Origin of the sequence: Pontibacter akesuensis (assembly GCF_001611675.1) — a bacterium.
GTDB lineage: Bacteria > Bacteroidota > Bacteroidia > Cytophagales > Hymenobacteraceae > Pontibacter > Pontibacter akesuensis.
This window is the reverse complement of sequence record NZ_CP014766.1, coordinates 221738-242640: the sequence shown is the minus strand read 5'-3', so window position 1 is coordinate 242640 and position 20903 is coordinate 221738. Positions and strand designations below refer to the sequence as shown.

The following is a 20903-nucleotide window of genomic DNA, read 5'->3' as shown; positions in this document are numbered from 1 at the left end:
TTCTGTTCCATGACCTCCGTCATCTTACAAAATGATTCCTGTTTCTATTCTGAATGATAGCGTCTCGTAACTTTCGGGAGCCGAAAAGCCTAAACACCACTGCTAGCCGCTAGAGCTAACTATAGCCGGTAAGGAGCAGGATGGAAGTTTCCATCGCCCCGGATAGGCAGAAGAACAAATGATATTAACCAGCAGCATTTTCTAGGGCCTTGTTGCAGAACCTGCCTGTACCTTTGCGTAGTATAAGTTAAACTGAACATATTCATTAAGTTACAGTAACAAACATTTTGTCTCTCACAAGCATCAACTGGGATGGAGAATTGGTACACACGTTCGAACGAGGAGGTTATAGCAGAGCTAAGCACCTCCGCCAAAGGAATATCAGACGAGGAAGCAGAGGCACGGCAGGAGAAGTACGGGACAAACAGCCTGGCTGAAAAAAAGCAGCGGAGTCCGCTCAAGCTGCTGTTTCAGCAGTTCACTGAAACGATGGTGCTTATCCTGATTGCGGCGGCGCTTATTTCGCTGTTCCTGGGCAAGACAACCGAAGCGGTGGCCATTCTGGCAATTGTGCTGCTCTTTGGCCTGCTCGGGTTCTTTCAGGAGTATCGTGCAGAACGTGCCATGGCTGCCTTAAACCGCATGGTGGTACCCAAGGTGCGGGTGCGACGCAACGGCACGGCAAAAGAGATTCCGGCCAGGCAGCTTGTGCCGGGCGATGTGGTAGAGCTGGAGGCGGGAAACGTAGTGCCTGCCGACCTACGGGTGTTGGAGGGCTTCAACCTGAAAGCACAGGAGGCAGCCCTGACGGGGGAATCTGAGCCAGTGGAGAAAGAAACAGCCCCGATCGAAGGGGGAGAAGTACCTGTTGGTGACAGGAAGAACATGGCCTTCATGGGCACAGTGGTGACCGCCGGCAGAGGGGTAGGCATCGTTGTGGCCATAGGAATGGAGACAGAGCTTGGCAAAATCGCCAACATGATCGATACCGTCGAAACCACAAAAACGCCGCTGCAGGATAAGTTGGATAGGCTGGGTAAACTGCTGGCACTGTTTGGCGTGATTGCCGCCGCCGTGATCTTTGGCATCGGGGTGTTGATGGGGGAAACTGCCGCCGATATGTTCCTGACCGCTGTGAGTGTGGCGGTGGCGGTGGTGCCGGAGGGCTTGCCCGCGGTCGTGACGATTACGCTGGCCCTGGGGGGCCAACGGATGCTGAAGCGGAATGCCCTGATCCGGAAACTGCCTGCCGTGGAGACGCTTGGCTCCGTTACCGTTATCTGCTCTGACAAAACCGGAACCCTCACCCAAAACAAGATGACCGTTACGGTGGTAGACCTGCCCGATGAGGAAATTTCCTTTGCACCGTCTGCCACCGTGGATGTAGCACCACCAGCCGCCACTGCCCTGGATTTTGCCCTGGCCGTTTCCGTTTTGTGCAACGATGGCACGTTGAAAAAAGCGGCTGATGCCGGCGAAGAGCAGGTGCTTGGGGACCCGACCGAGACAGCCCTTCTCGTGGCAGCATCCCAGCGCGACATTCACCAGGACAACCTGCACAAGTTATTGCCCCGGGTAAACGAACTGCCTTTCGACAGCGACAGGAAAAGAATGTCAACCATTCATCAGGTACAGGCTACCTTGCCGGAATACTTTCAGCCGCTGCAGGACACGCCTTTTATACTTTGCGCCAAGGGGGCTCCGGATATGCTGTTAAGCATTGCAAATAAAGTGTGGGTGAATGGGGAAGAGCTACCGCTTGATGCGGCGTGGCGGGATAGAATACAACGTGCAAACACCAAACTGGCGCAGAACGGTGTGCGGGTACTGGGGCTAGCCTTCCGAAAGCTGGCTTCAGCCGATGGTGGCGCGGACCTGGAGCAGGGGCTCACCTACATCGGTTTGGCAGGCATGATCGACCCTCCCCGGGAAGAAGTGAAAGCAGCGGTCGAAAAGTGCAAACTGGCTGGTATACGCCCCGTCATGATCACAGGCGACCATCCGCTCACAGCCGCAGCTATCGGAAAGGAACTGCATTTTGGGCAGGATGCCGAAGCCGTAGCCGGAGACAGGCTGCAACGAGCCGACGAAGCCGAGCTTCTGAAGCTGTCGGAGGTGACGTCGGTGTATGCCCGGGTGTCGCCGGAGGACAAACTCAAGATTGTGGGGGCGCTGCAGACAAGAGGAGAGATCGTGGCCATGACGGGAGATGGCGTGAACGACTCACCTGCGCTGCGCAAGGCTGACATCGGCATTGCCATGGGCATAACGGGAACAGATGTAGCCAAGGAAGCCGCAGACATGGTGCTGCTGGATGATAACTTTGCGACCATTGTGGCTGCCGTGGAGGAGGGAAGGGTGATATTGGATAACCTGCTCCGCTTTATAAGGTTCTCGCTTGCGGGCAACATCGGTAAAGTGCTGGTGATGCTGGTGGGCCCTTTTTTCGGGTTGACCATTGCGCTGCAGCCGCTGCAACTGCTGTGGCTAAACCTGCTCACCGATGGCTTGCTGGGCCTGGGCCTGGGAACGGAGCCCGCCGAGGAAGACACGATGCGGCGCCCACCAAGAAACCCAGAAAAAGGAGCCCTGGAAAAGAAGGATGCTTTCCCGTTGTTTCTGGTCGGAACCACCATTGCCGCTGTTTCCCTGGGTCTTGCTTTGTACTACTACAACCCCGCTGCTCAGGAAGACCTCACGTGGCAGACGATGATCTTTGCCACAATTGGCTTTGCCCAGGTTTTTCAGGCGCTGGCCCTGCGCTCCTCTGCCCATTCTCCGTTTGCCCTTACCACTAACCCTTTAATGGCGGTGGTAGTGGTGGCATCTGTCCTGCTGCAACTTGCTGTGATCTACCTGCCCTTTATGGAGGATTTTTTCCACCTGGAGCCCTTGCCGTTAAAGGACCTGCTTCTCTCGGTGGCGGCAGGCAGCCTTATTTTCGTGGTGATCAAACTGGAACGCAAATTCTTCAGGCGTTGATAAAAGGGAATGCAGCTCTATACTTGGAAAGCAGACCGGGTTTGGCTATGAGTATAAGTATAAGTGTGGCTACTTTTTAAGCAGCTGCCACCCCTTTCATAAAGAAATGAAACGTTTGCTCCAGCACTTCTTTATGGTTAGAGGAGCTTTGCTGATTTTCCACAAAAGTGATGGTGGCGTGCAACTGGCCGCTGAACAGCGAAATGAAAAGGTTCTTGTCCATTCCAGCTAAATTGCCTTGCTTGATGCCCTTTTCAATGATGTCCTGCATAAACAGAAAGGAGGAGGCGGCCTCATCACGGGTAAGTTTTGTGATGAAGGGTGAGTTGCTGAACATGGCGGAAAAACGGTAGTGGAACGGGTGTTCCAGCGCCCACTCCGCCGCGCGCCGCCAGCAGTGCAGGAGCTGAGTTTCTAAAGCCGCCGCGGCTGCAGGCAGATCCTCCTGCACGTATGCTGCCATAGCGTTCTTTGTTTCGCTGTAAAGCGCGTTGATCAGCTCCTCTTTACTTTTGAAGTATAAAAACAGCGTGCCGGTAGCCACCCCTGCTTCTTTCGATATGGCTGCGGTGGATGTGTTCTGGAAGCCTTTCTGGCAGAATAACTTCAGGGCAGCTGCAACAATCTGGTCTCTTTTTTCAGACATGGCTCCTGCTTTAGTTTGTCCACCACTGCGTTGCCGGATACCTTTCCCCAATGACAATTGGTTCACCGATCATCGGTGTTGTTACCTTTAGCTGGCTTTCAGAAGCGCTTTTCACCACACGCTGCAACGGCTCATTCCAGGCGTGGAGGGCAAGGGCAAACTTACCAGAATGCACCGGGAAAAGCACTTCTGCCTGCAGATCTTTGGCCGCCTGCACCACTTGCTCAGGCATCATGTGGATGTACGGCCAATTTTTGTTGTACTGCCCGTTCTCCAGTATCGCCAGGTCAAAGGAACCAAACTTGCTGCCAATCTCTTTGAAGTGTTCCTCATAGCCGGAGTCGCCGCCAATGTAGATTTTATGCTTTGGCATTTGTAGCACATAAGATGTCCAAAGTGATTTGCCACGGGCAAGTCCACGGCCGGAGAAGTGGCGGGCAGGCGTGGCTGTAAACGTGAGCTCTTTATAGTTGGCTGTTTCCCACCAGTCCAGCTCAGTTATTTTGCTCTCCGCTACGCCCCAGTCTTCGAGGTGCGCCCCTACACCAAGCGGAACAACAAAATGCGCCACACTGTCTTTCAGCGCGGATATTGTATTATAGTCGAGGTGATCGTAATGATCGTGCGTCAGAACCAGCACGTCGATTTGCGGCATATCCGAAGCGGCATACGTGTTAGCACCCTCAAACGCCTTCACCATAAACGAAACAGGAGAGGCGTAGCCACTGAAAACCGGATCTACCAAAACGTTGTAGGCCTTGGTTTTAATCAGGTAAGATGAATGCCCAAACCAGTAAATGCTGGGGCTTTCCGTTCCGGCTGCTTTCAGGTCTGATGTTACAAAGGGAATAGGAGTGGAGGGTGAGGTGTTTTTAGGCTTGTTGAAAAAGGAAAACAGCATACCTACCATCGAGGCATCCTCTGCCTGCATGGGTGTCTCGGTTAGATTCTGAAAGGAGCCGTTCCTGAAGTTCGGAGAGTTCTGGATGCGCTCCAGGCGTTTTCCGTTTGGAGCGCTCCCGAAGGTACCTTGCTGCATGAACATGAAGCCGGAGACGGACAGAACAGTGGCAATTAAAAAAACAGTTAGCATAAACTTTTTTAGAAATCTCATGGGGCTGTAAACAAAACAATCAACTGATATGACTAATCAGTCAGTAAAAGTATAAACTAATTTCTACTGCAGCAAGTTCCGGGAAGTTATCTTTCCAACCTTCCTTTTACCGTGTGTCCCGGCCCCTTTTCTCACGCATACTTATACTTAGCGGGTAAGTATAAGTATGCGACCTTGTGTAAGCATAGAGTTCGTATGCTGGATTAGCAGAATTGGAATACAGCAGCTCTTACCAAAAGAGCTGCACGAACGCTTAACTTCAAGGCAATGGGGAAGTATGTGATGTGTTGCAGAAGTTGCTATACTTCCGTGGCGATCACCTTAGAGGTAGACCTGAGCAGGAGATACGCTACTACCCCCGCCACCAGGGAGGCGCATAGAATGGCAAACTTCGCCTGTGCCAGCAGCGGGGAGCCGGTAAAGGCCAGGTTGGCGATGAAGATAGACATGGTAAACCCAATGCCGCCCAGAAGCCCGGCTCCGGCTACCTGCACCCAGGTAAAAGAGTCAGGCTTAGACACCAGTCCCGTGGCGGATGCCAACCAGGTAAAGAGCATGATGCCAACTGGCTTGCCAAGCACAAGCCCCAGCACGATGCCCCACGTAACAGGATTGGAGAAGCCGCTGGTTAAACTGGAATCGATGAAAATGCCAGCGTTAGCCAGCGCAAAAATGGGCATGATGGCATAGGCCACCCATGGGTGCAGCGTGTGCTCCAGCCGGTGCAGGGGAGGAAGGGCTTCCTCGCAGTTCTCCTCGATCGAATAAACCGCCGACTGGTATTGCGACTCTTCCAAATTTTCCAGGTTCTGGTCTTCCCCGGGTAGTGGGGCGTAAACAGACTGCATTTCCTCCATAATCTGATTGGTGGACAGCACAAACTCCTTCTCCGATATTTTAGAACGCGCCGGAATGGTGATAGCCAGGAGAATGCCCGCCACAGTGGCATGCACCCCGGACTTTAGGAAAAGCACCCACATCACTATGCCCAGCAGTATGTATAGCCACATACGGTGTGATTTAAGTACTGTACCCATCACCATTAGAACCCCAAACACCCCCAGCGCGCTCAGCAGCAGTGTTACGTTCAGCTCTGCCGTATAGAAAATAGCGATTACGAGCACCGCGCCAATATCATCCACAATGGCAAAGGCCACCAGGAAAAGCTTCAGGGACAGAGGCACCCTGTTTCCGAGCAGGGTCAGGATGCCAAGGGCAAAGGCAATGTCTGTTGCCATCGGTATTCCCCAGCCATCAATTCCTGGGGTGTTGCTGTTCAGGAAAGCATAGATGAGCGCCGGTACCAGCATGCCCCCCACGGCAGCCACCACCGGAAAGGCCGCTTTTTTAAGGGAAGCCAGTTCACCCATGAGCATCTCGCGCTTTATCTCCAGGCCAACCACAAAAAAGAAGATCGCCATCAGCCCGTCGTTAATCCAAAGTATGGCGGCCTTGGTTAACCCGAAATCACCAAAAGCAAGTGTGAGGGGCGTATTCCAGGTTTCTTCGTAAGACGCTGCCCAGGGGGAGTTCGCCCATGCAAGCGCTACCACCGTCACCAGAATCAGCAATATACCGCTAAAGGACTCAGCCTTGATAAACTGCTGCATAGGGTACATGATACGGCGAAGGAGCACTGACTTTAGAGGCATAGTTTCTTAGATGATGGGTGGAACGTTTTATTGCTAATAGGAGAAGACGGGATAGTTTGATAAAGGTTATTTTTAGGCCTCAGGTGCTGCAGGAGCAGGAAGGGCTGCTGCCGCCTGCCCGTGAGCGGATTTGAATGTGGTACCTTTACAAATGAAGCGCTCCGCTATTATATCGCTACACTTGCGCCTTTTACAGGCAAAACAAATCTCTTCACCTCAAAACCCTGTAGCGGCAGAAATATTATGGTAATTTTGCAGCTGAATCCATTATAGACCACACCAGACTTATTTGATTTTATGAGGCATACACCGCGTGCAAAGACGGGTTTGAGGGAGAATGCAGCTCAGTTTTGGCTTTTGATGTTGATGACCGGTTTTATTGGCTCTATGGTGGGGCTGGAGCGCGCAGTGCTGCCTAAGTTCGCAGAAACAACATTCGGCCTCAATACGCACTCCGCCATACTTTCCTTTATTGTAGCTTTTGGGCTGGCGAAGTCATTGGCTAATTTAGTGATGGGGCAGCTGTCGGTGCGTTTCACGCGCAAGCAGCTGTTGCTGGCCGGCTGGCTATTCGCTTTGCCGGTGCCCTGGCTGCTGATCTACGCACAGAATTGGTGGTGGGTAATCGGGGCGAACCTTCTACTAGGTGTCAACCAGGGCCTTGCCTGGACATCCAGCATCGTGATGACGATTGATCTGGTGGGCGAAAAGAACCGGGGCATGGCGATGGGCATCAATGAGTTTGCCGGTTACCTTGCCGTTGGGTTGGCTTCCTTTCTGGCCGGTTACATTGCCTCCACCACAGGCGAAATCACTTTTGCTTTCGTGCCGGGCCTCATCTTCTCGTTGGCAGGCATCCTGCTTGCAAAATTTGTGGTGCGCGACACCAAGGCGCATGTGCAGGCGGAGGCAGCCATCAGCAAGGTGCCTTTTCTGGCAAGTGTCTGGAAGGACACCACCTGGCGGCATATTAACCTGGGCCCGGTTACCTTGAATGGCTTTGTGACGAAAATAAATGACGGTGCGCTGTGGGGCCTGCTGCCGCTGGTGCTGGCTGCAAAGGGATATTCGATGGTGGAGATAGGGTTATTGGCTGGCATATATCCGGCGGTGTGGGGCATTGGGCAGCTTTTTACAGGTAAGATGGGAGACAGCTACTCCCGGAAACTGTTGCTGTGCCTAGGCATGCTGTTGCAGGGAGTGGGCATTGCGGCCCTCTTTTTTACAAGCTTGTTCACCCTGATGCTACTCTCCCTGGCTACGGTTGGCATTGGAACGGCTCTGGTTTACCCAACTTTCCTGACGCTGGTGGCCGACAATACGCATCCTGTGCAGCGCTCGCAGAGCCTGGGCATCTTCCGCTTCTGGCGTGACTTCGGCTATGTGGCCGGAGCTCTGGCAGCAGGTTATTTCAGCGATAACTTTGGGGCAGAGGTGGTGCTACTCGGTTCGGGATTGGTAACGATAGGCGCATGTGTTTTTTCTGCAGTCCGTATGTGCCAGCACCCGGTTACCGATGTTGCACAGCACCAGTCCAGGAATGCTTGATAGCGCATTGCCAGCTACCGGGCGTAGTTTAGATACAGTAGATTTTTCAGGACAGCGCCTGTGGCGGAGGGCTTCCGGCAGGGCGGGAGCGGTTCTCCGGAAGGGGCACAAACTCCTGGTTGTCGGAGGGAGGTAACAGGATGCGGCCTTCTTTCCAGTCTGCCTTGGCCTGCTCGATCCGCTCTTTTTTGGAGGAAACAAAGTTCCACCAGATAAAGCGCTCGCCCAGCGGCTCGCCTCCCAGCAGCATGAGCGTAGAAGCTTCCCTGGCAGAGAGCACAGGGTCAACTCCCTTTGTGAATACGAGCATCTGACCCGCCGTGTACGTATTCCCGAGAACTTCTATACTTCCCTTGGCCACATAAATGCCTCGCTCGGTGTGTCCGGTGGGAAGCCCGAAACGCGCCCCTTTCTCCAGCACCACGTGCAGGTAGAACAGCGGGGAGTGCGTTCTGACGTTGTTTTTCAGGCCAAAGGCATCGCCCGCAATCAGCCGCATCCACACGCCGGTATCCGTGAAAATGGGCAGCTGCTCCGGCTTGTAATTGTCAAACGAGGGAGCTGCCTCTTCGTCTTTTTCCGGGAGGGCCACCCACGTTTGTATCATCTCCAGGGAACCACCGGCTAAGGCGGCCGGATCCTCGAAACGCTCGGAGTGAGCGATGCCGCTGCCTGCAGTCATCCAGTTTACCTCGCCCGGACGGATCACCTGCTGCACTCCCAGGCTATCACGGTGCGTTACCTGCCCGCCAAACAGGTAGCTGACTGTAGACAACCCGATGTGCGGGTGCGGCAGCACGTCCATCGATTGCGAGAGCGGCGGCTGCACCGAAACAGGGCCTGCGTGATCCATGAAAATGAACGGGCCCACCATTCTGCGCAGGCGGAACGGAAGAATTCTTTTAACATCCATCCCCGGGGCAAGTGCAGCCTTACGGGCTTCTATGACGATATCCAGCATGGCAGATTTGTTTTTACTTTCTAAACGACAAAGTTGGCAGAATTGATTTTATACTTGCGTTGAATTGATTTCTGCCGATCAAGCGAACCAACTTGAATACGGAAGGACTATAGGGTATACAGGAGCATTTAAACACGGGAAGTTTTAATTAAATTGCCAACGCTTTACCTGCTCTATTACCTGATGCAGTGTTAGCAGTCAAAAAGAATCAATACGACTAACTATGGATTGGATTGAGGCGATAGGGATGGTTGCAGCTTGTTGTACCACTTTTTCTTTTCTCCCACAGGCTTTCAAGATCATCAAGACGAGGGATACTTCGGCCATTTCGGTAGCCATGTACACCATCTTCACATCAGGAACCCTGCTGTGGCTTGCTTATGGCATGATGACCGACAACCTGCCGGTTATACTTGCCAATGCGGTCACCTCTGCGCTGGCCAGTGTTATACTTTTCTACAAATTACGTTACAAGTAACATCGCTCGCAGGTGCGACTGCTAAGAGGTGCGTTGAAATGCGCTTTTGCCCGTGCAAGTATAAGTTAACTGGTTTCAGGCCTTTATTATACGATAGAGTCTTTAGGGCAGCCCCACCAGGGCACTTAGTACTTTCTCTATCCAGCCGGGCATCATGCTGGAGGCTACCCCGCTCATCAAGGCGCCGCTCATGTGGTTGAAAACAGATTTGGTAAGGTCCCGCTCCACCTTTATTTCCCCCTTGCGAAAGTTTCCCAGTCGGGAGGGGTTGTTGTCCTTGATGACCAGGTTGTTGAGAAGAAAGCTTCCCGTGTTTAGCAGCAGGCCCGGATTTCCAGGGTCCTCTTTATCGATCAGTTGAATGTACAGATCATCGTACAAAAGGTCTACTTGTCCCTCTGCCATATGTTCGGTTGCCCGCACAGTAAAATCAGCCTGGTTGATAGAGCCGCTTTTCATACGGAAAAACATGAGCTGCGTCAGCAGTGGGTTGAAGGCGGCGAACTTCATTGGCTCCAGCGTTCCCTTATAAGTATAAAGGTCCTCGGGGTGGTTCATATGAAAGGCAAAGTTTGCTTTGAGGGTGCTCTCGCCCATAAACATGGTAGTGCCACTGGCCCAGATGATGCTGTTCTCCCGGAGCAGCAGTGAGTCGTTCGTGATGTTGGCGATCTGTAGCATGGTATGATCCAGGGTGAGCACGCCGGGAGCTACCCCGTTTGCGGCTACCTCCGAATATACGATCTTCCCACCCACAATGTGCACCGAGTCAATCTGCACCGGGTACGGTACGTTGCGCAGCATTTGCTGGAGGGTAGGCGGCTGCCGCTCCGGGTTTTCCGGCACCTTTCTGTTCCTGTAAAGGTTAAGTTCCGGTTTCGTCAGCTTGATGTTGGAGGCAATTATCTCCTGCTCATTAAACAAGGCATCCAGCCTGAAGCCCTGCATTTTTATACTTGGTATGGTAAGGGCAACCCGGTCGGTGGCATACTCCAGCTTATCGGTGTACTCCTCAAATTCGAAGAGGGGCTTCAGCCGCAGGCTGTCTACCACCAGCGTCTGATCTCTAAGGCTCGTTCGCGCTTCTCCGATGTGAAACTCATACAGGCTGTCGGGCGTCAGGTACGTATAATCCTGCACCAGAAAGCCAACATTGTCCACATCAAACATTTCGAGCGGATCGGGGGCCTGCAGCGAAACAAGCCGTAACTCCTCCAGTACCACCGATACCTGCTCCAGCGTCTGGCTTTTCGTTACAGTGTCCTTCAACACGCTTAGTTTAAATTTTCCATCCGTAAGGCGTAGCCTGTCCACGCTAAAGTTGTGCACTACATCCTTTACCTGCTTTAAAGCCTGGCCCTGCGGCTGGTCTTTTTTTCGGGTGCTCCCAGCCTGATTCGGTGCTGCCGAAGCAGCTTGACGGTTCACAACTTCCTGGTCCCGAAGTATGGCCACCTCCGGCGCATGAAGTAAAATTCCGGCCATGGCAAAACGGCCTGTTTCGTAAGAGCGGACCAGATCCAATCCCGTAACAACGAATTTTGTAGTCGACACATCAAAGAGGTGTCCGCTGGCGGCAGCAGGATTTGTGGCTTTTAATTCTACGTGGGCTTCTTTGTCTGAAGTTAGGGAAAAGTAGCGGGCAAACAGCTCCTGCCGCATGCTGGAGTAGCTCAGGCTGTCTAGCGAAATGGTGTACACACTATCCGGCGACTGGTACGTATAGTTGCTCGCCGTCACGCGCATTTCATCCAGGGGCAGGGCCTCGTCTAACTTCGACAGGCTCTCAGGACTCAGCTTTAAGCCCGTGATAAGAGTGGAGACTTGTTCCAGCCTTTGTGTTCGGATGATCTTTTCGCGGTTCTCCCGGTAAGTGAAGGTGCCGTCCTCCAACCGAACAGCCTGCACTGTTACAGGGCTTATAAATTTTAATAGTGCTGCCGCCGCCTGCTCTATTCCTGGTGCGGGAGCAGGTGAGATATCCCTGTCTGTGATGATGCTAAGGTTAGGGTGCCGCAAGGAGATTTCCTTCAGGGCTAACCTGCCCTTGTTCAGCGCTTCGATTACCTGCAGCCCCGTAACTTTCAGAAGTGGCGCAGAGAGGTCGAAAAGGGTTCTACTGGCCTCATCCGATTGCTGCATTTGCTCGTTTTGATCAGAGTCAGAAGTCAGGCTAATGGATCTGGCTGTAAGCTCCCCATGGCTGGTGGAATACCGGAACCTGCCGATGGCCAACGATTGCGCCTGCGCGGGCATCACGTGTTTGTAGCCGCGACCAGAAAAGGTAAATGACTGCAATGGAACTAAGGGTTCCTGCTGATAGATGAATGCTGAATCGATATGAATGCCGGTGAGGGAGAGGGAGCCATCTTCCAATTTCTGACTAAGCCGTACTTCTTCTTTGCTTATTTGCCGGGTAAAGGATGCGTGTTGCACGTTTAGCTGCCCCACCTTCAAATCCGAAACAAAAGCAGTTAACGGTTCATACGCTTTTCTTGCAATCACTTTCCAATCAGGAATGGGGACTTTGGGGTAGTAGGTCATACTTATTGCCGGGGAAATAATGGAAATGTTGCCAACATCCAGCAGCCTCGTCTGATAGCTTTTAAGAAGGTCCATTTCGGTGATGCGGACGCGGGGAACCTGCAGGTCATAAACCACAGCACTTGCGGCAGCACCTTGGCCCAGACGTTTGTTTTTGCTCCTGTCGCCCCATACACGAACAGTATCAACAACGAGGTGCCGCTCCTTACTTGACAACTCCATTTGCCCCACCTGGAGAGTATAAACGGAGGCGGGGTTGCTGTAATGGTAGTTTCTGGCTGAAACCAGGAATTCCTGCACAGGCAGGTTTTCCCTCGGCGAAAAAAGCGTCGCGGAGTCGAGCCGCACATCCCACAGGCGAACATTAAGCTTTTTCACTTCCTGTATCGTGGCAACTTCAGGGGAAACAGTACGATGAATGAACCGTGCATCCGCTAGATGCAGTTCTTCCAGGCCAACAACCTGCAGGTAGCCAGAAACCTGGGCGTAAAGCTCTTTCACGTTCAGCGAGGCCGTGTCTGCAGCAAGGGCTGGGTTCTCCAGTAGTTCCACGGCAGCCTGGTTCAGCGTTAGCTCCGCCAGTTTAAGTTTTTTGGTGCGATAAGCTTCCAGCGCATTGAGCCCTGTTACCTGTAGGCTTGGCACAAGCACATTAAAAAGCAGGTGTTTCGTTTTTGGTGTGTTCAAGGCTGTGGTCGCACTGCTATCAAGCGCCACCCTAAGATTATCCAGCTGTAGTTTTTCTTTTTTGGTGGAATACCGAAACGAGTCAAACCCAAAGCGGTACACACTGTTGGGAGGAGTATAGGCATAGGCTTTGAGCATTACTTGCACATCCTCAGTTTTCCAGTTTTTCAGCAGGTCCTGCTGCAGAGAGTCTAGCTCAAGCCCAAGCACACGCAGCGACAAATCAGATAAAGTATGGATCGGCTGGTTTGGTTTTGCCCATGAAACCTGCTGCACACGCGCCCCCGGGATATCTATTTCACCCACTTCAAGGCCCTTGATAAACCTCTTCCCGGAACTGCTGCTATCCTGTATGGCTTTGGGTGCTGCCCGGCTTTGCACACGTTCATCCACCATCAAGGTAAGATGAGGCTGCTTGATGAGCACCTTGTTTATACTTAGCTGCTTTCTGATAATCAGGTCCAGCAGGTTGATACCCGTAACTTTAAACTGCGGCGTTTGCAGCTCAACAAGTATGGCACTGGCCTTTTCTGAATGCAGTTGCTGCCGGTGCACAGCCGTATCCGGCGACAGGTGCACGCCCTGCAGCGCAATAGAGGTGCTTAGCAGGTTGATGTCGATGTCTTTGAAATTGAGCTGGTACAAACCCTCTGTTTTTTCGGTCACCTGCTTTTTAAGCATGCGTGCCGCATAGGGCTCAAGTACGGTTAGCAGCAGGAGGGTGAGCAGCAGGATCAGGCCTATCAGACACGCCGCCACTGTACCTGCTACTTTAAGGACTTTGTGGCCAATGCTTGTCTTTTCAGGTGAGGACATGGGTGTAGGTTAGGTGCGATTGGTGGTACGGATGCCTCCTTCTGCATCCTTTATTAGGTGTACGTGCATTAACGGAAACGCAGTTGCGGGGTTAAACATGTCTTCCGTTTTAGATAGCGTGCGGCCTGCATTGCGCTCTACTTGCTGGCAAGCTAAACAGGCACGTCTCCGGGGAGGCAGAAAGTAGAAACAAGATAATCTCCTAGCCTGGTATGGGAGTAGGGATGAATACGTGATAGCTGTAACTGCTCGTCTTTTCAGATTTTTTGCTCCCAAGACATCTCCTCCCTCCAATCTCTCCGGAGAAAACTGTAAGTGTAAATCCGATTGCTTCGCCAAACGACGGCGGGGTAGCCTCTTGGATGTATCCTCTGAATTTGGCGCGTAACAGTACCTGTTTTCATTCTGATCACACCATTCACACGCATCAGGCAATGTGTATCCTGTGTTACTTTTTGAGCGGTTTCTTCCAGAGCCTTTACCTGAAATTCTATCTGTAAGTGCCTTTTTGCTCCCTTACTAGTTACAAACCAGTACTTTTAGGCTGTTACTTTTAAGGCTGAACATTCCTTGAGAAGGGTAATAATTATGTGTCTATTTAACTTACAATTATCCATCTCACCTTATAAAATAAGTTTTATGAAGAAAAATTATTTCAGAGCGGGAACACCTGCTTTAGCTTTAGCGATGGTATCTGCTATGTTTTTGACAGGCTGCGAAAATGAGCCTCAAATGGAGGACGAGACATTTGCTTTGTCAGAGGAGTCACGGGCGATGGGGTCGAAGGGACAGCAGGTGGTTGCCAATGAAGTACTGGTTAAATTTAAAGCCGGCGCCTCAGAAGAAGCAAGGGCTGCTGTGCTGGCGCGCATCAGCGGCAAGGTGAAGGAGCGTATCTTAACGAAAGCCATGGAGCGGTTTGGCGACAGAGAAGGCCTGACATTGGTGCACACGCCGATGGCAGCGCTGGAGGCACTTAGCAAAGTAAAGGGAGCGGATGCAATAGAGTATGCCGAGCCAAACTATATTTACACACACACTGCTACAACGTCAGACCCATACTATACCAATGGCTCTCTATGGGGTCTGTACGGCAGCAGCACATCTCCTGCCAATCAGTATGGCAGCGGTGCAGGGCAAGCATGGGCTACCGGAAACACAGGTTCCGCTACTGTTGTAGTAGGTATTATAGACGAGGGGGTGCAGCACACACACCCTGACCTGGCAGGCCAGGTGTGGACTAACCCGTTCGATCCGATTGACGGCGTGGACAACGACGGAAACGGCTACATAGACGACACCCACGGCTGGGATTTCGACGGCAATGACAACGAAGTATATGACGGTGGCTCAAGAGGCAGCCTGGACGACCACGGCACACACGTGGCCGGTACAATCGGTGCAAAAAATAACGGGTCCGGCGTAGTGGGCGTCAACTGGAATGTAACAATGATCTCCCTTAAGTTCCTGGGCCGAAGAGGCGGAACAACTGCCAACGCGGTTAAGGCAGTGGATTACCTGACAGACCTGAAGAACCGTCATGGCATGAACATCGTGGCCAGTAACAACTCCTGGGGTGGCGGCGGCTTCTCGCAGGCGCTGTTTGATGCCGTTAGCAGAGCAAACGACAAGGACATCCTTTTCGTGGCGGCAGCCGGTAACGGCGGCAGCGACGGTGTAGGCGATAACAATGATGCCGTGGCAAGCTACCCTTCTAACTACGAGTTGAGCAATGTGATCGCGGTGGCGGCCATCACCTCTTCCGGTGCCAAGTCTTCATTCTCTAATTACGGTGCCACTACTGTGGATATCGGTGCGCCGGGTTCGGGGATCTATTCCACTACAGCTTACAACACATACTCCTCTTACAACGGCACCTCTATGGCCACGCCGCACGTAACCGGAGGAGTGGCGCTGTACGCCGCTGCAAATCCAGGCGCCTCTGCTGCAACTATCAAGAATGCGATCATGAGCAGCGCATTGCCTACTCCATCGCTGGCAGGTAAATGCGTAACAGGTGGCCGACTTAATGTGAGTGGGTTCTAAAATCAGAAGTGTAACATTGTTATAAAACAAGAAGGCCGTTCCAACGCATGGAGCGGCTTTCTTTTGTTTAGCCCAATTGGAGCGCTCATTTGTTTGCTTTGTGCCACTCTGCTTTTCCTAACCTGTTCCGTGAAGAGGCAAGATTATTCGTGGTACTTCTGAAGTCAACGCCTATTGTTCATCCTGCCTATATCCTGTTGACTTACCGTACAGGCGTGAAAGTGGAGTAGAGCTTATGCCATGAATAACGACAGATGCGCAGATAACGAGGCTGACGACATCCCACACGAGCGGCTCTTTTAGTTTGTGCTCAGCCATGGAAGCATAGTAGATCGCAGCAACGGCAACAGGTCCGAACCAGCCCAGAAACAAGGCATCTTTCGTACTTTTAATGCTGGGGAGCATGGGCTTCAGGAGCAACAAAACCGGTGGGCGTCGCAGCAAAAGTACTGCCGCAACCAGTAGCAAACCGCTCCAGCCAAGCTCATGCCATCCTGACCACGGAATGGCCGTACCGAGGAGCGCGAAAATAGGGTAGGAGAAAAACCTGTTGACCGCCTCCTGTCCTCTCTCTTCTTCCCCGCGTTCTTCCTCGGTCACTACCTGCACAAACGCAGCACCGGCAGCGAAGACCACGAGCACCTCATCGCTTTTGATAAGCCTTCCAGCACCAACGGCAAGCAGCGAAAGGGCTACAGTAAACACGAGTCGCCAGTCTTTTTGAATCATATCACGCTTCTCTGCCGCGTTAAGCAACTTTGCCGCCACATAGCCCAGCAGCAGCCCGAACACCGTCGCACCCAGCACCTCCCACAGCAGGGTGGTGGTAAGCCAGTGGGAGAGGGCTTCATCTTCGGGGCGGGTTAGCATGAGGAGCGGTAGGAACACGAACAGGTAACTAAGCCCGTCGTTGGCACCTGACTCAAAGGAGATGGCGTTGCGCAACCGCTCTGGCAGGTTCTTCTTGGCAACTGGACCCGTAACAATGGGGCTGGCGGCAATGGGGTCCGTTGGAGCGATGATGGCACCGATGAGGGCTGCCAGCCAGAAAGGAATGCCCAGTATCAGGTAAACCAGGAGGGTGCTTATGCCCCACATCAGCAGCATGCCCAGCCCTATAAGAAGTATCAATTGCCTCCAGTTTTGGCGTGGATATGCTTTAGGAATGCGGAGGGCCACGCTTACCAAGCCAATGCCAAGCACGAGCCGCGCCGAGTGCTCCAGTATAGTGGATTTCCCACCGAGCGTTGCCGGGTCTATGATATCAAGTACCTCGGGCCCTAGCAGTATGCCGATGAGCAGGGCAACCAGCGTTGCAGGGATTGGATGTTTTTCCAGCTTTTTGGAACCAAGCCCAAGTACCAGTACCAGCCCTCCCAAAATCGCGACAATAATGTTTATCTCGTTTTTGCCCATTCCGTTATTGGTTTACTTTCTTACAAATGTTCCATTTCACGGCAGCAGCAGCTGCAGGAAGAGTTTTACCTGCGAAAAGCATAGAAAGTTTTGAAGGTGCTTTTCATGTTGCTTTAGACACACTCTGGGCAATGTTCCTGAAGAAATAAGAAGTCTCCCGCTCCTAAAGATATAAAGCCACCGGTAGCGTAGCGTGAGGCTGGTAGGGGTGAGGCTTAGAGTGGGTATAGCGATAAATCAGATCGACAGCTAGCCGCCTCTATACTTTTCACTAAAGCAATGGGAGGAGGCAATAAAAGTCAGATGGACAGGATAATTGTAAAAGTTCGATTGCTTGCCAGATGCTAATTTGAATGTGAGGAAAAAATATATTCAAAAAAACAAATCATATTACTTGACATTACGTAAACCCTTATTAACTTTGAAACACAAAGTACTTTATAATGAACCAGCAGCAAGACCAGTTAGCCACCCTGCACGAGATCCGAAACATCATGGATCGCTCCTCCCGTTTTATTTCGCTTAGCGGGCTTTCAGGAGTAGCGGCCGGGGTCTCGGCCCTTGCAGGTGCCGCTGTCGTGAAATGGTATTTGGTGACGCACAATGTGAAGTATAGCCAGTACCTTGGCCAGGACCTCTCCCGGGAAACGGTTGTATTTCTGGTTTCGGTAGCGGCGCTGGTGTTTATACTTGCGCTTGCTGCCGCTACTTATTTTACGGCACGCAACGCTAAAAAGAAGAGCCACCGCGTGTGGGACAGCAAGTCGGAGCGCATGCTGGTTAACCTGTTTATTCCCCTGGCGGCCGGTGGTGTTTTTTGCGGGGCTTTGGTTTACCACAATCTGCTATACTTCGTCGCGCCGGCGATGCTAATCTTTTATGGATTCGCCCTGTTAAATGCCAGTAAGTATACTTTAAGCGACATCCGCTACCTGGGTATCTGCGAGCTTATACTTGGGCTGCTTGCCAGCTTCTTTATTGGATATGGATTACTTGCCTGGACGGTGGGATTCGGTATGTTGCACGTGGTGTATGGCACGCTGGTGTATGTCAAATACGAACGCTAGCAAGCCGTGAAAGATTATCTTGAAAATATAAACAAAGCCTTCGAGAGCAAGGCAAGACTTGGTATTATGTCGGTGCTGATGGTGGAAGAACGTGTGGATTTTAGTACCCTGAAGGATACGCTGCAGTTAACAGACGGAAATTTGGCCAGCCACTTGCGCGCCCTAGAGGAAGCCGAGTACCTGCAGGTAGAAAAGCAGTTTGTGGGGCGCAAACCAAACACAACCTACCAGGCTACTGCCACCGGGCGCGAGGCTTTCAACAACCATCTGGATGCGCTGGAGCAGCTGATTTTAAGCAATAGGAAAGACAACTGATATTTTTTTATACTTATACTTTGTATTTCAAAGTACTTTAAGGCCTTAGAACATAAAAATCAAACTTTAACATACTACCATGAAAAACGAGAATAGAAACCAGGATACAGTAGCGGTCAACGATGGATTGACCGCATTAACAATCATCAGCTGGCTTTTTGGAACAGTGTTTTTTGCCATCGGTGTGGTGAACACTTTCTGGGGCAACGACCCGGGTTTCGGCGTCTTCATTGTCCTTCTGTCGCTGGTGTATTTTCTTCCGGTAAATGACATACTCCGGAAAACCGTCGGCTTCCCTATTCCAAAGCTGAGACTCTTGAAAATTCTTGTTGGCCTCTTTATCCTGTGGGCAGCGATGGGCGTGGGAGAGTTACCCGATAAGGTGGAACTGATGCTGCACGATCTCCGGTAGATGCCATTAACATTAATTAACCTTTTAATACATATAATATGATAACGCAAAGTAAAAGACTTGTAGGCATTGTGCTCGGAGTAGTTCTGATACTGCTTATTCCATTGCTGGCCATGCTTTTTACAGATGAAGTAAACTGGACGCTGTTTGATTTCGTGGCCATGGGTGTTATACTGCTCGGCACCGGCCTGCTGTGTGAGCTGGCTATCAGAGTGGTGAAAAACCTGGACTATCGGATTGGTTTGATCGCAGCTATTTTAGTCGTGTTCTTCCTTATTTGGGCAGAACTGGCAGTCGGTATTTTCGGGACACCTTTTGCCGGTAATTAGGCAGCTGATGGCTGGAAGAAGAACCAATACATTCTATAACTGTGACTGACATGGAAGCAAAGCATTTGCTGAATAACGATAGAAAGATCTGGCTTATAAGTGGCTGGCTCTTCGGGCTAATCGTTTTGGCGGTAGGCATTTTAAATATGCTCCTGGTGCACCCCGTGCCGGGAATCGCATACCTGTTTCTTTCTCTTCTATACTTTCCTCCGGCAAATGATTTTCTCCGGAAGCGATTCCGAATCTCAATTCCGCTGATCGTGAAGTTCATGCTGGGTGTCGCTCTTTTCCTGTTCACGCTGGGGGTGAGCGACCTGGGTGATATGATTGACAAACTGTAGAAGATTCTTAGGCAACAACATTAAAACCAGTAGTATACCGCTACAGAAATTCACTAACCTATGAGAAAAGAGATTTTAAACCATTTGCACGACCCGGGCTTCCTTGAAAAGCTGTACCGCAGCAACAAGGTGCCTTTTAAGCGGGAGTTCAGTGCCCTGTACCCGGATGTTAAAGGCAACGCACTGGCCGACTTCTGGAACGAGAGGCTCCGTTACGAAAGCGAGGAGATTAACTGGGGCTCCGGCAGGGAACTGCTGTTTGTCCTGATCGCTATTCTTGTAGCAGGCGTCATAGCCAAGGTGCCTGCTATGTTCCCAGTGGATGAGGAATTCTTTTACCCCCGCAACATCGGGTTTATCATCTTTCCGGTGCTGACGGCCTATTTTGCGTGGAAGAACGGTTTGTCCTGGTCAAAAGTCGCGGTGTTAGCGGGTGTTTTCCTGGCAAGCCTGATTTATATTAATTCTCTTCCCGATGCTCAGAGCAGCGACACATTACTCCTGTCGTGCATTCATTTGCTTCTGTTACTATGGGCGATGCTTGGGTTTGCTTTTGTTGGCGAAACGCGGAACCAGTATGACCTTCGGCTTGGCTATCTGAAGTATAATGGAGACTTAGTGGTGATGACCACACTCATTTTAATTGCAGGCGGCATCATGACGGGGGTTACCATTGGCCTCTTCTCCTTGATCGGCTTAAGTATAGAGCAGTTTTATGTGGAGTATGTCGTTGTTTTCGGACTTCCTGCTGCACCAATCCTAGGCACCTTCCTTACCCAGACCAATCCCCACCTGGTGGGCAAAGTATCTCCGGTCATTGCCAGGATCTTCAGTCCGCTGGTGTTGGTGATGCTGGTTATTTACCTCATCGCCATGGTTTCATCAGGACAAGACCCCTACAACGACCGCGAGTTTTTACTTATTTTCAATGCGCTTTTGATTGGCGTGATGGCTATCATTTTCTTTTCCGTTGCCGAAACATCCAGGGCCGCTAAAAACCAGATAAGCAACTGGGTGCTGTTGCTGCTCTCTAGTGTAACTGTCGTGGTCAATGGCATTGCACTTTCGGCTATTTCCTTTCGGATTTCGGAGTGGGGAATAACGCCTAACAGAGTCGCGGTGCTGGGTGGTAATGTGCTGATTCTGATAAACCTGCTCTTGGTAACGGTGCAACTATACAGGGTCGTGTCGAATAAAGCGAGCATTGCCGGCGTCGGGAAGGCCATTGCCTTCTACCTGCCCATCTACATGCTGTGGGCCGTTCTCGTCACCTTCCTGTTTCCGCTGCTTTTCGGGTTTAAGTAAAGGAGTCAATTAGCTGAACATATGGGACTGCTTAAGTATAAATTCGGCTGGAGCGGAGGAGTTCATAGTTCTCTTTTTTTGCCCCTGCGCTTTGTAATGCAAAGTTCTTTTTAACTGGATGCAGTGTTGTGAAGGCGCAAAAGCAGCCACAACACACTGCAAACGATGAACTGTAAACGCGCCGTGCGCAGGTAAGGCCAGCTAGTATACAGTGTACTGTATCAACCGTGACTTTTTTCTGTGA

16 protein-coding genes are annotated in these 20903 nt (G+C 51.5%); 10 read left to right on the top strand and 6 right to left on the bottom strand.

The window, feature by feature from the left end; all coding sequences use genetic code 11:
* Window positions 1-312 precede the first annotated feature (312 nt).
* Window positions 313-2982, top strand: coding sequence for a cation-translocating P-type ATPase (locus tag A0W33_RS01005; protein WP_068836434.1), 2670 nt, complete (start codon window positions 313-315; stop codon window positions 2980-2982).
* 76 nt (window positions 2983-3058) lie between these two features.
* Here the strand turns inward: A0W33_RS01005 and A0W33_RS01000 are convergent, their stop codons facing one another.
* The 3 genes from A0W33_RS01000 to nhaA form a co-directional block, all read right to left on the bottom strand.
* Window positions 3059-3628: a TetR/AcrR family transcriptional regulator gene (locus A0W33_RS01000; protein WP_068836433.1), complete on the bottom strand. Its 570-nt coding sequence runs from the start codon at window positions 3626-3628 to the stop codon at window positions 3059-3061.
* A 10-nt stretch (window positions 3629-3638) separates the two neighbouring features.
* Complete coding sequence (locus A0W33_RS00995) at window positions 3639-4742, bottom strand: MBL fold metallo-hydrolase (RefSeq protein ID WP_071890008.1); 1104 nt, start codon at window positions 4740-4742, stop codon at window positions 3639-3641.
* A gap of 299 nt (window positions 4743-5041) precedes the next feature.
* On the bottom strand, window positions 5042-6394 hold the full coding sequence (gene nhaA / locus A0W33_RS00990; RefSeq protein ID WP_068836431.1) for a Na+/H+ antiporter NhaA: 1353 nt from the start codon (window positions 6392-6394) through the stop codon (window positions 5042-5044).
* Window positions 6395-6691: 297 nt separating this feature from the next.
* Between nhaA and A0W33_RS00985 the strand changes: the two genes are divergently transcribed.
* Complete coding sequence (locus A0W33_RS00985; RefSeq protein WP_068836430.1) at window positions 6692-7942, top strand: MFS transporter; 1251 nt, start codon at window positions 6692-6694, stop codon at window positions 7940-7942.
* A gap of 46 nt (window positions 7943-7988) precedes the next feature.
* Here the strand turns inward: A0W33_RS00985 and A0W33_RS00980 are convergent, their stop codons facing one another.
* The gene (locus A0W33_RS00980; RefSeq protein ID WP_068836429.1) at window positions 7989-8903 is read right to left on the bottom strand and encodes a pirin family protein; all 915 of its coding nucleotides are present in this window, start codon (window positions 8901-8903) and stop codon (window positions 7989-7991) included.
* Window positions 8904-9126: 223 nt separating this feature from the next.
* Between A0W33_RS00980 and A0W33_RS00975 the strand changes: the two genes are divergently transcribed.
* A complete protein-coding gene (locus A0W33_RS00975; protein WP_068836428.1) occupies window positions 9127-9381 on the top strand; it encodes a SemiSWEET family sugar transporter in 255 nt (84 codons plus the stop codon).
* Between the two features lie 102 nt (window positions 9382-9483).
* Here A0W33_RS00975 and A0W33_RS00970 read toward each other — a convergent pair whose 3' ends face one another.
* On the bottom strand, window positions 9484-13428 hold the full coding sequence (locus A0W33_RS00970) for an AsmA family protein (RefSeq protein ID WP_068836427.1): 3945 nt from the start codon (window positions 13426-13428) through the stop codon (window positions 9484-9486).
* A gap of 732 nt (window positions 13429-14160) precedes the next feature.
* Here A0W33_RS00970 and A0W33_RS00965 point away from each other — a divergent pair.
* A complete protein-coding gene (locus A0W33_RS00965) occupies window positions 14161-15474 on the top strand; it encodes a S8 family peptidase (protein ID WP_229802015.1) in 1314 nt (437 codons plus the stop codon).
* A gap of 171 nt (window positions 15475-15645) precedes the next feature.
* On the opposite strand, the gene A0W33_RS00960 is transcribed toward A0W33_RS00965, so the two are convergent.
* Window positions 15646-16890 carry a cation:proton antiporter domain-containing protein gene (locus tag A0W33_RS00960; RefSeq protein WP_068836425.1) on the bottom strand — a complete coding sequence of 415 codons (1245 nt, stop codon included), beginning with the start codon at window positions 16888-16890 and terminating at the stop codon, window positions 15646-15648.
* Between the two features lie 443 nt (window positions 16891-17333).
* Between A0W33_RS00960 and A0W33_RS00955 the strand changes: the two genes are divergently transcribed.
* From A0W33_RS00955 to A0W33_RS00930, 6 genes are all read left to right on the top strand, one after another.
* Window positions 17334-17957, top strand: coding sequence for a hypothetical protein (locus A0W33_RS00955; protein ID WP_068836424.1), 624 nt, complete (start codon window positions 17334-17336; stop codon window positions 17955-17957).
* Between the two features lie 6 nt (window positions 17958-17963).
* A complete protein-coding gene (locus A0W33_RS00950; RefSeq protein WP_068836423.1) occupies window positions 17964-18272 on the top strand; it encodes a winged helix-turn-helix domain-containing protein in 309 nt (102 codons plus the stop codon).
* A gap of 79 nt (window positions 18273-18351) precedes the next feature.
* Complete coding sequence (locus A0W33_RS00945) at window positions 18352-18684, top strand: hypothetical protein (RefSeq protein WP_068836422.1); 333 nt, start codon at window positions 18352-18354, stop codon at window positions 18682-18684.
* A gap of 38 nt (window positions 18685-18722) precedes the next feature.
* Complete coding sequence (locus A0W33_RS00940) at window positions 18723-19013, top strand: hypothetical protein (protein ID WP_068836421.1); 291 nt, start codon at window positions 18723-18725, stop codon at window positions 19011-19013.
* 50 nt (window positions 19014-19063) lie between these two features.
* The gene (locus A0W33_RS00935; protein ID WP_068836420.1) at window positions 19064-19354 is read left to right on the top strand and encodes a hypothetical protein; all 291 of its coding nucleotides are present in this window, start codon (window positions 19064-19066) and stop codon (window positions 19352-19354) included.
* A 60-nt stretch (window positions 19355-19414) separates the two neighbouring features.
* On the top strand, window positions 19415-20659 hold the full coding sequence (locus A0W33_RS00930; protein WP_068836419.1) for a DUF4153 domain-containing protein: 1245 nt from the start codon (window positions 19415-19417) through the stop codon (window positions 20657-20659).
* The last annotated feature ends 244 nt before the right edge of the window (window positions 20660-20903 follow it).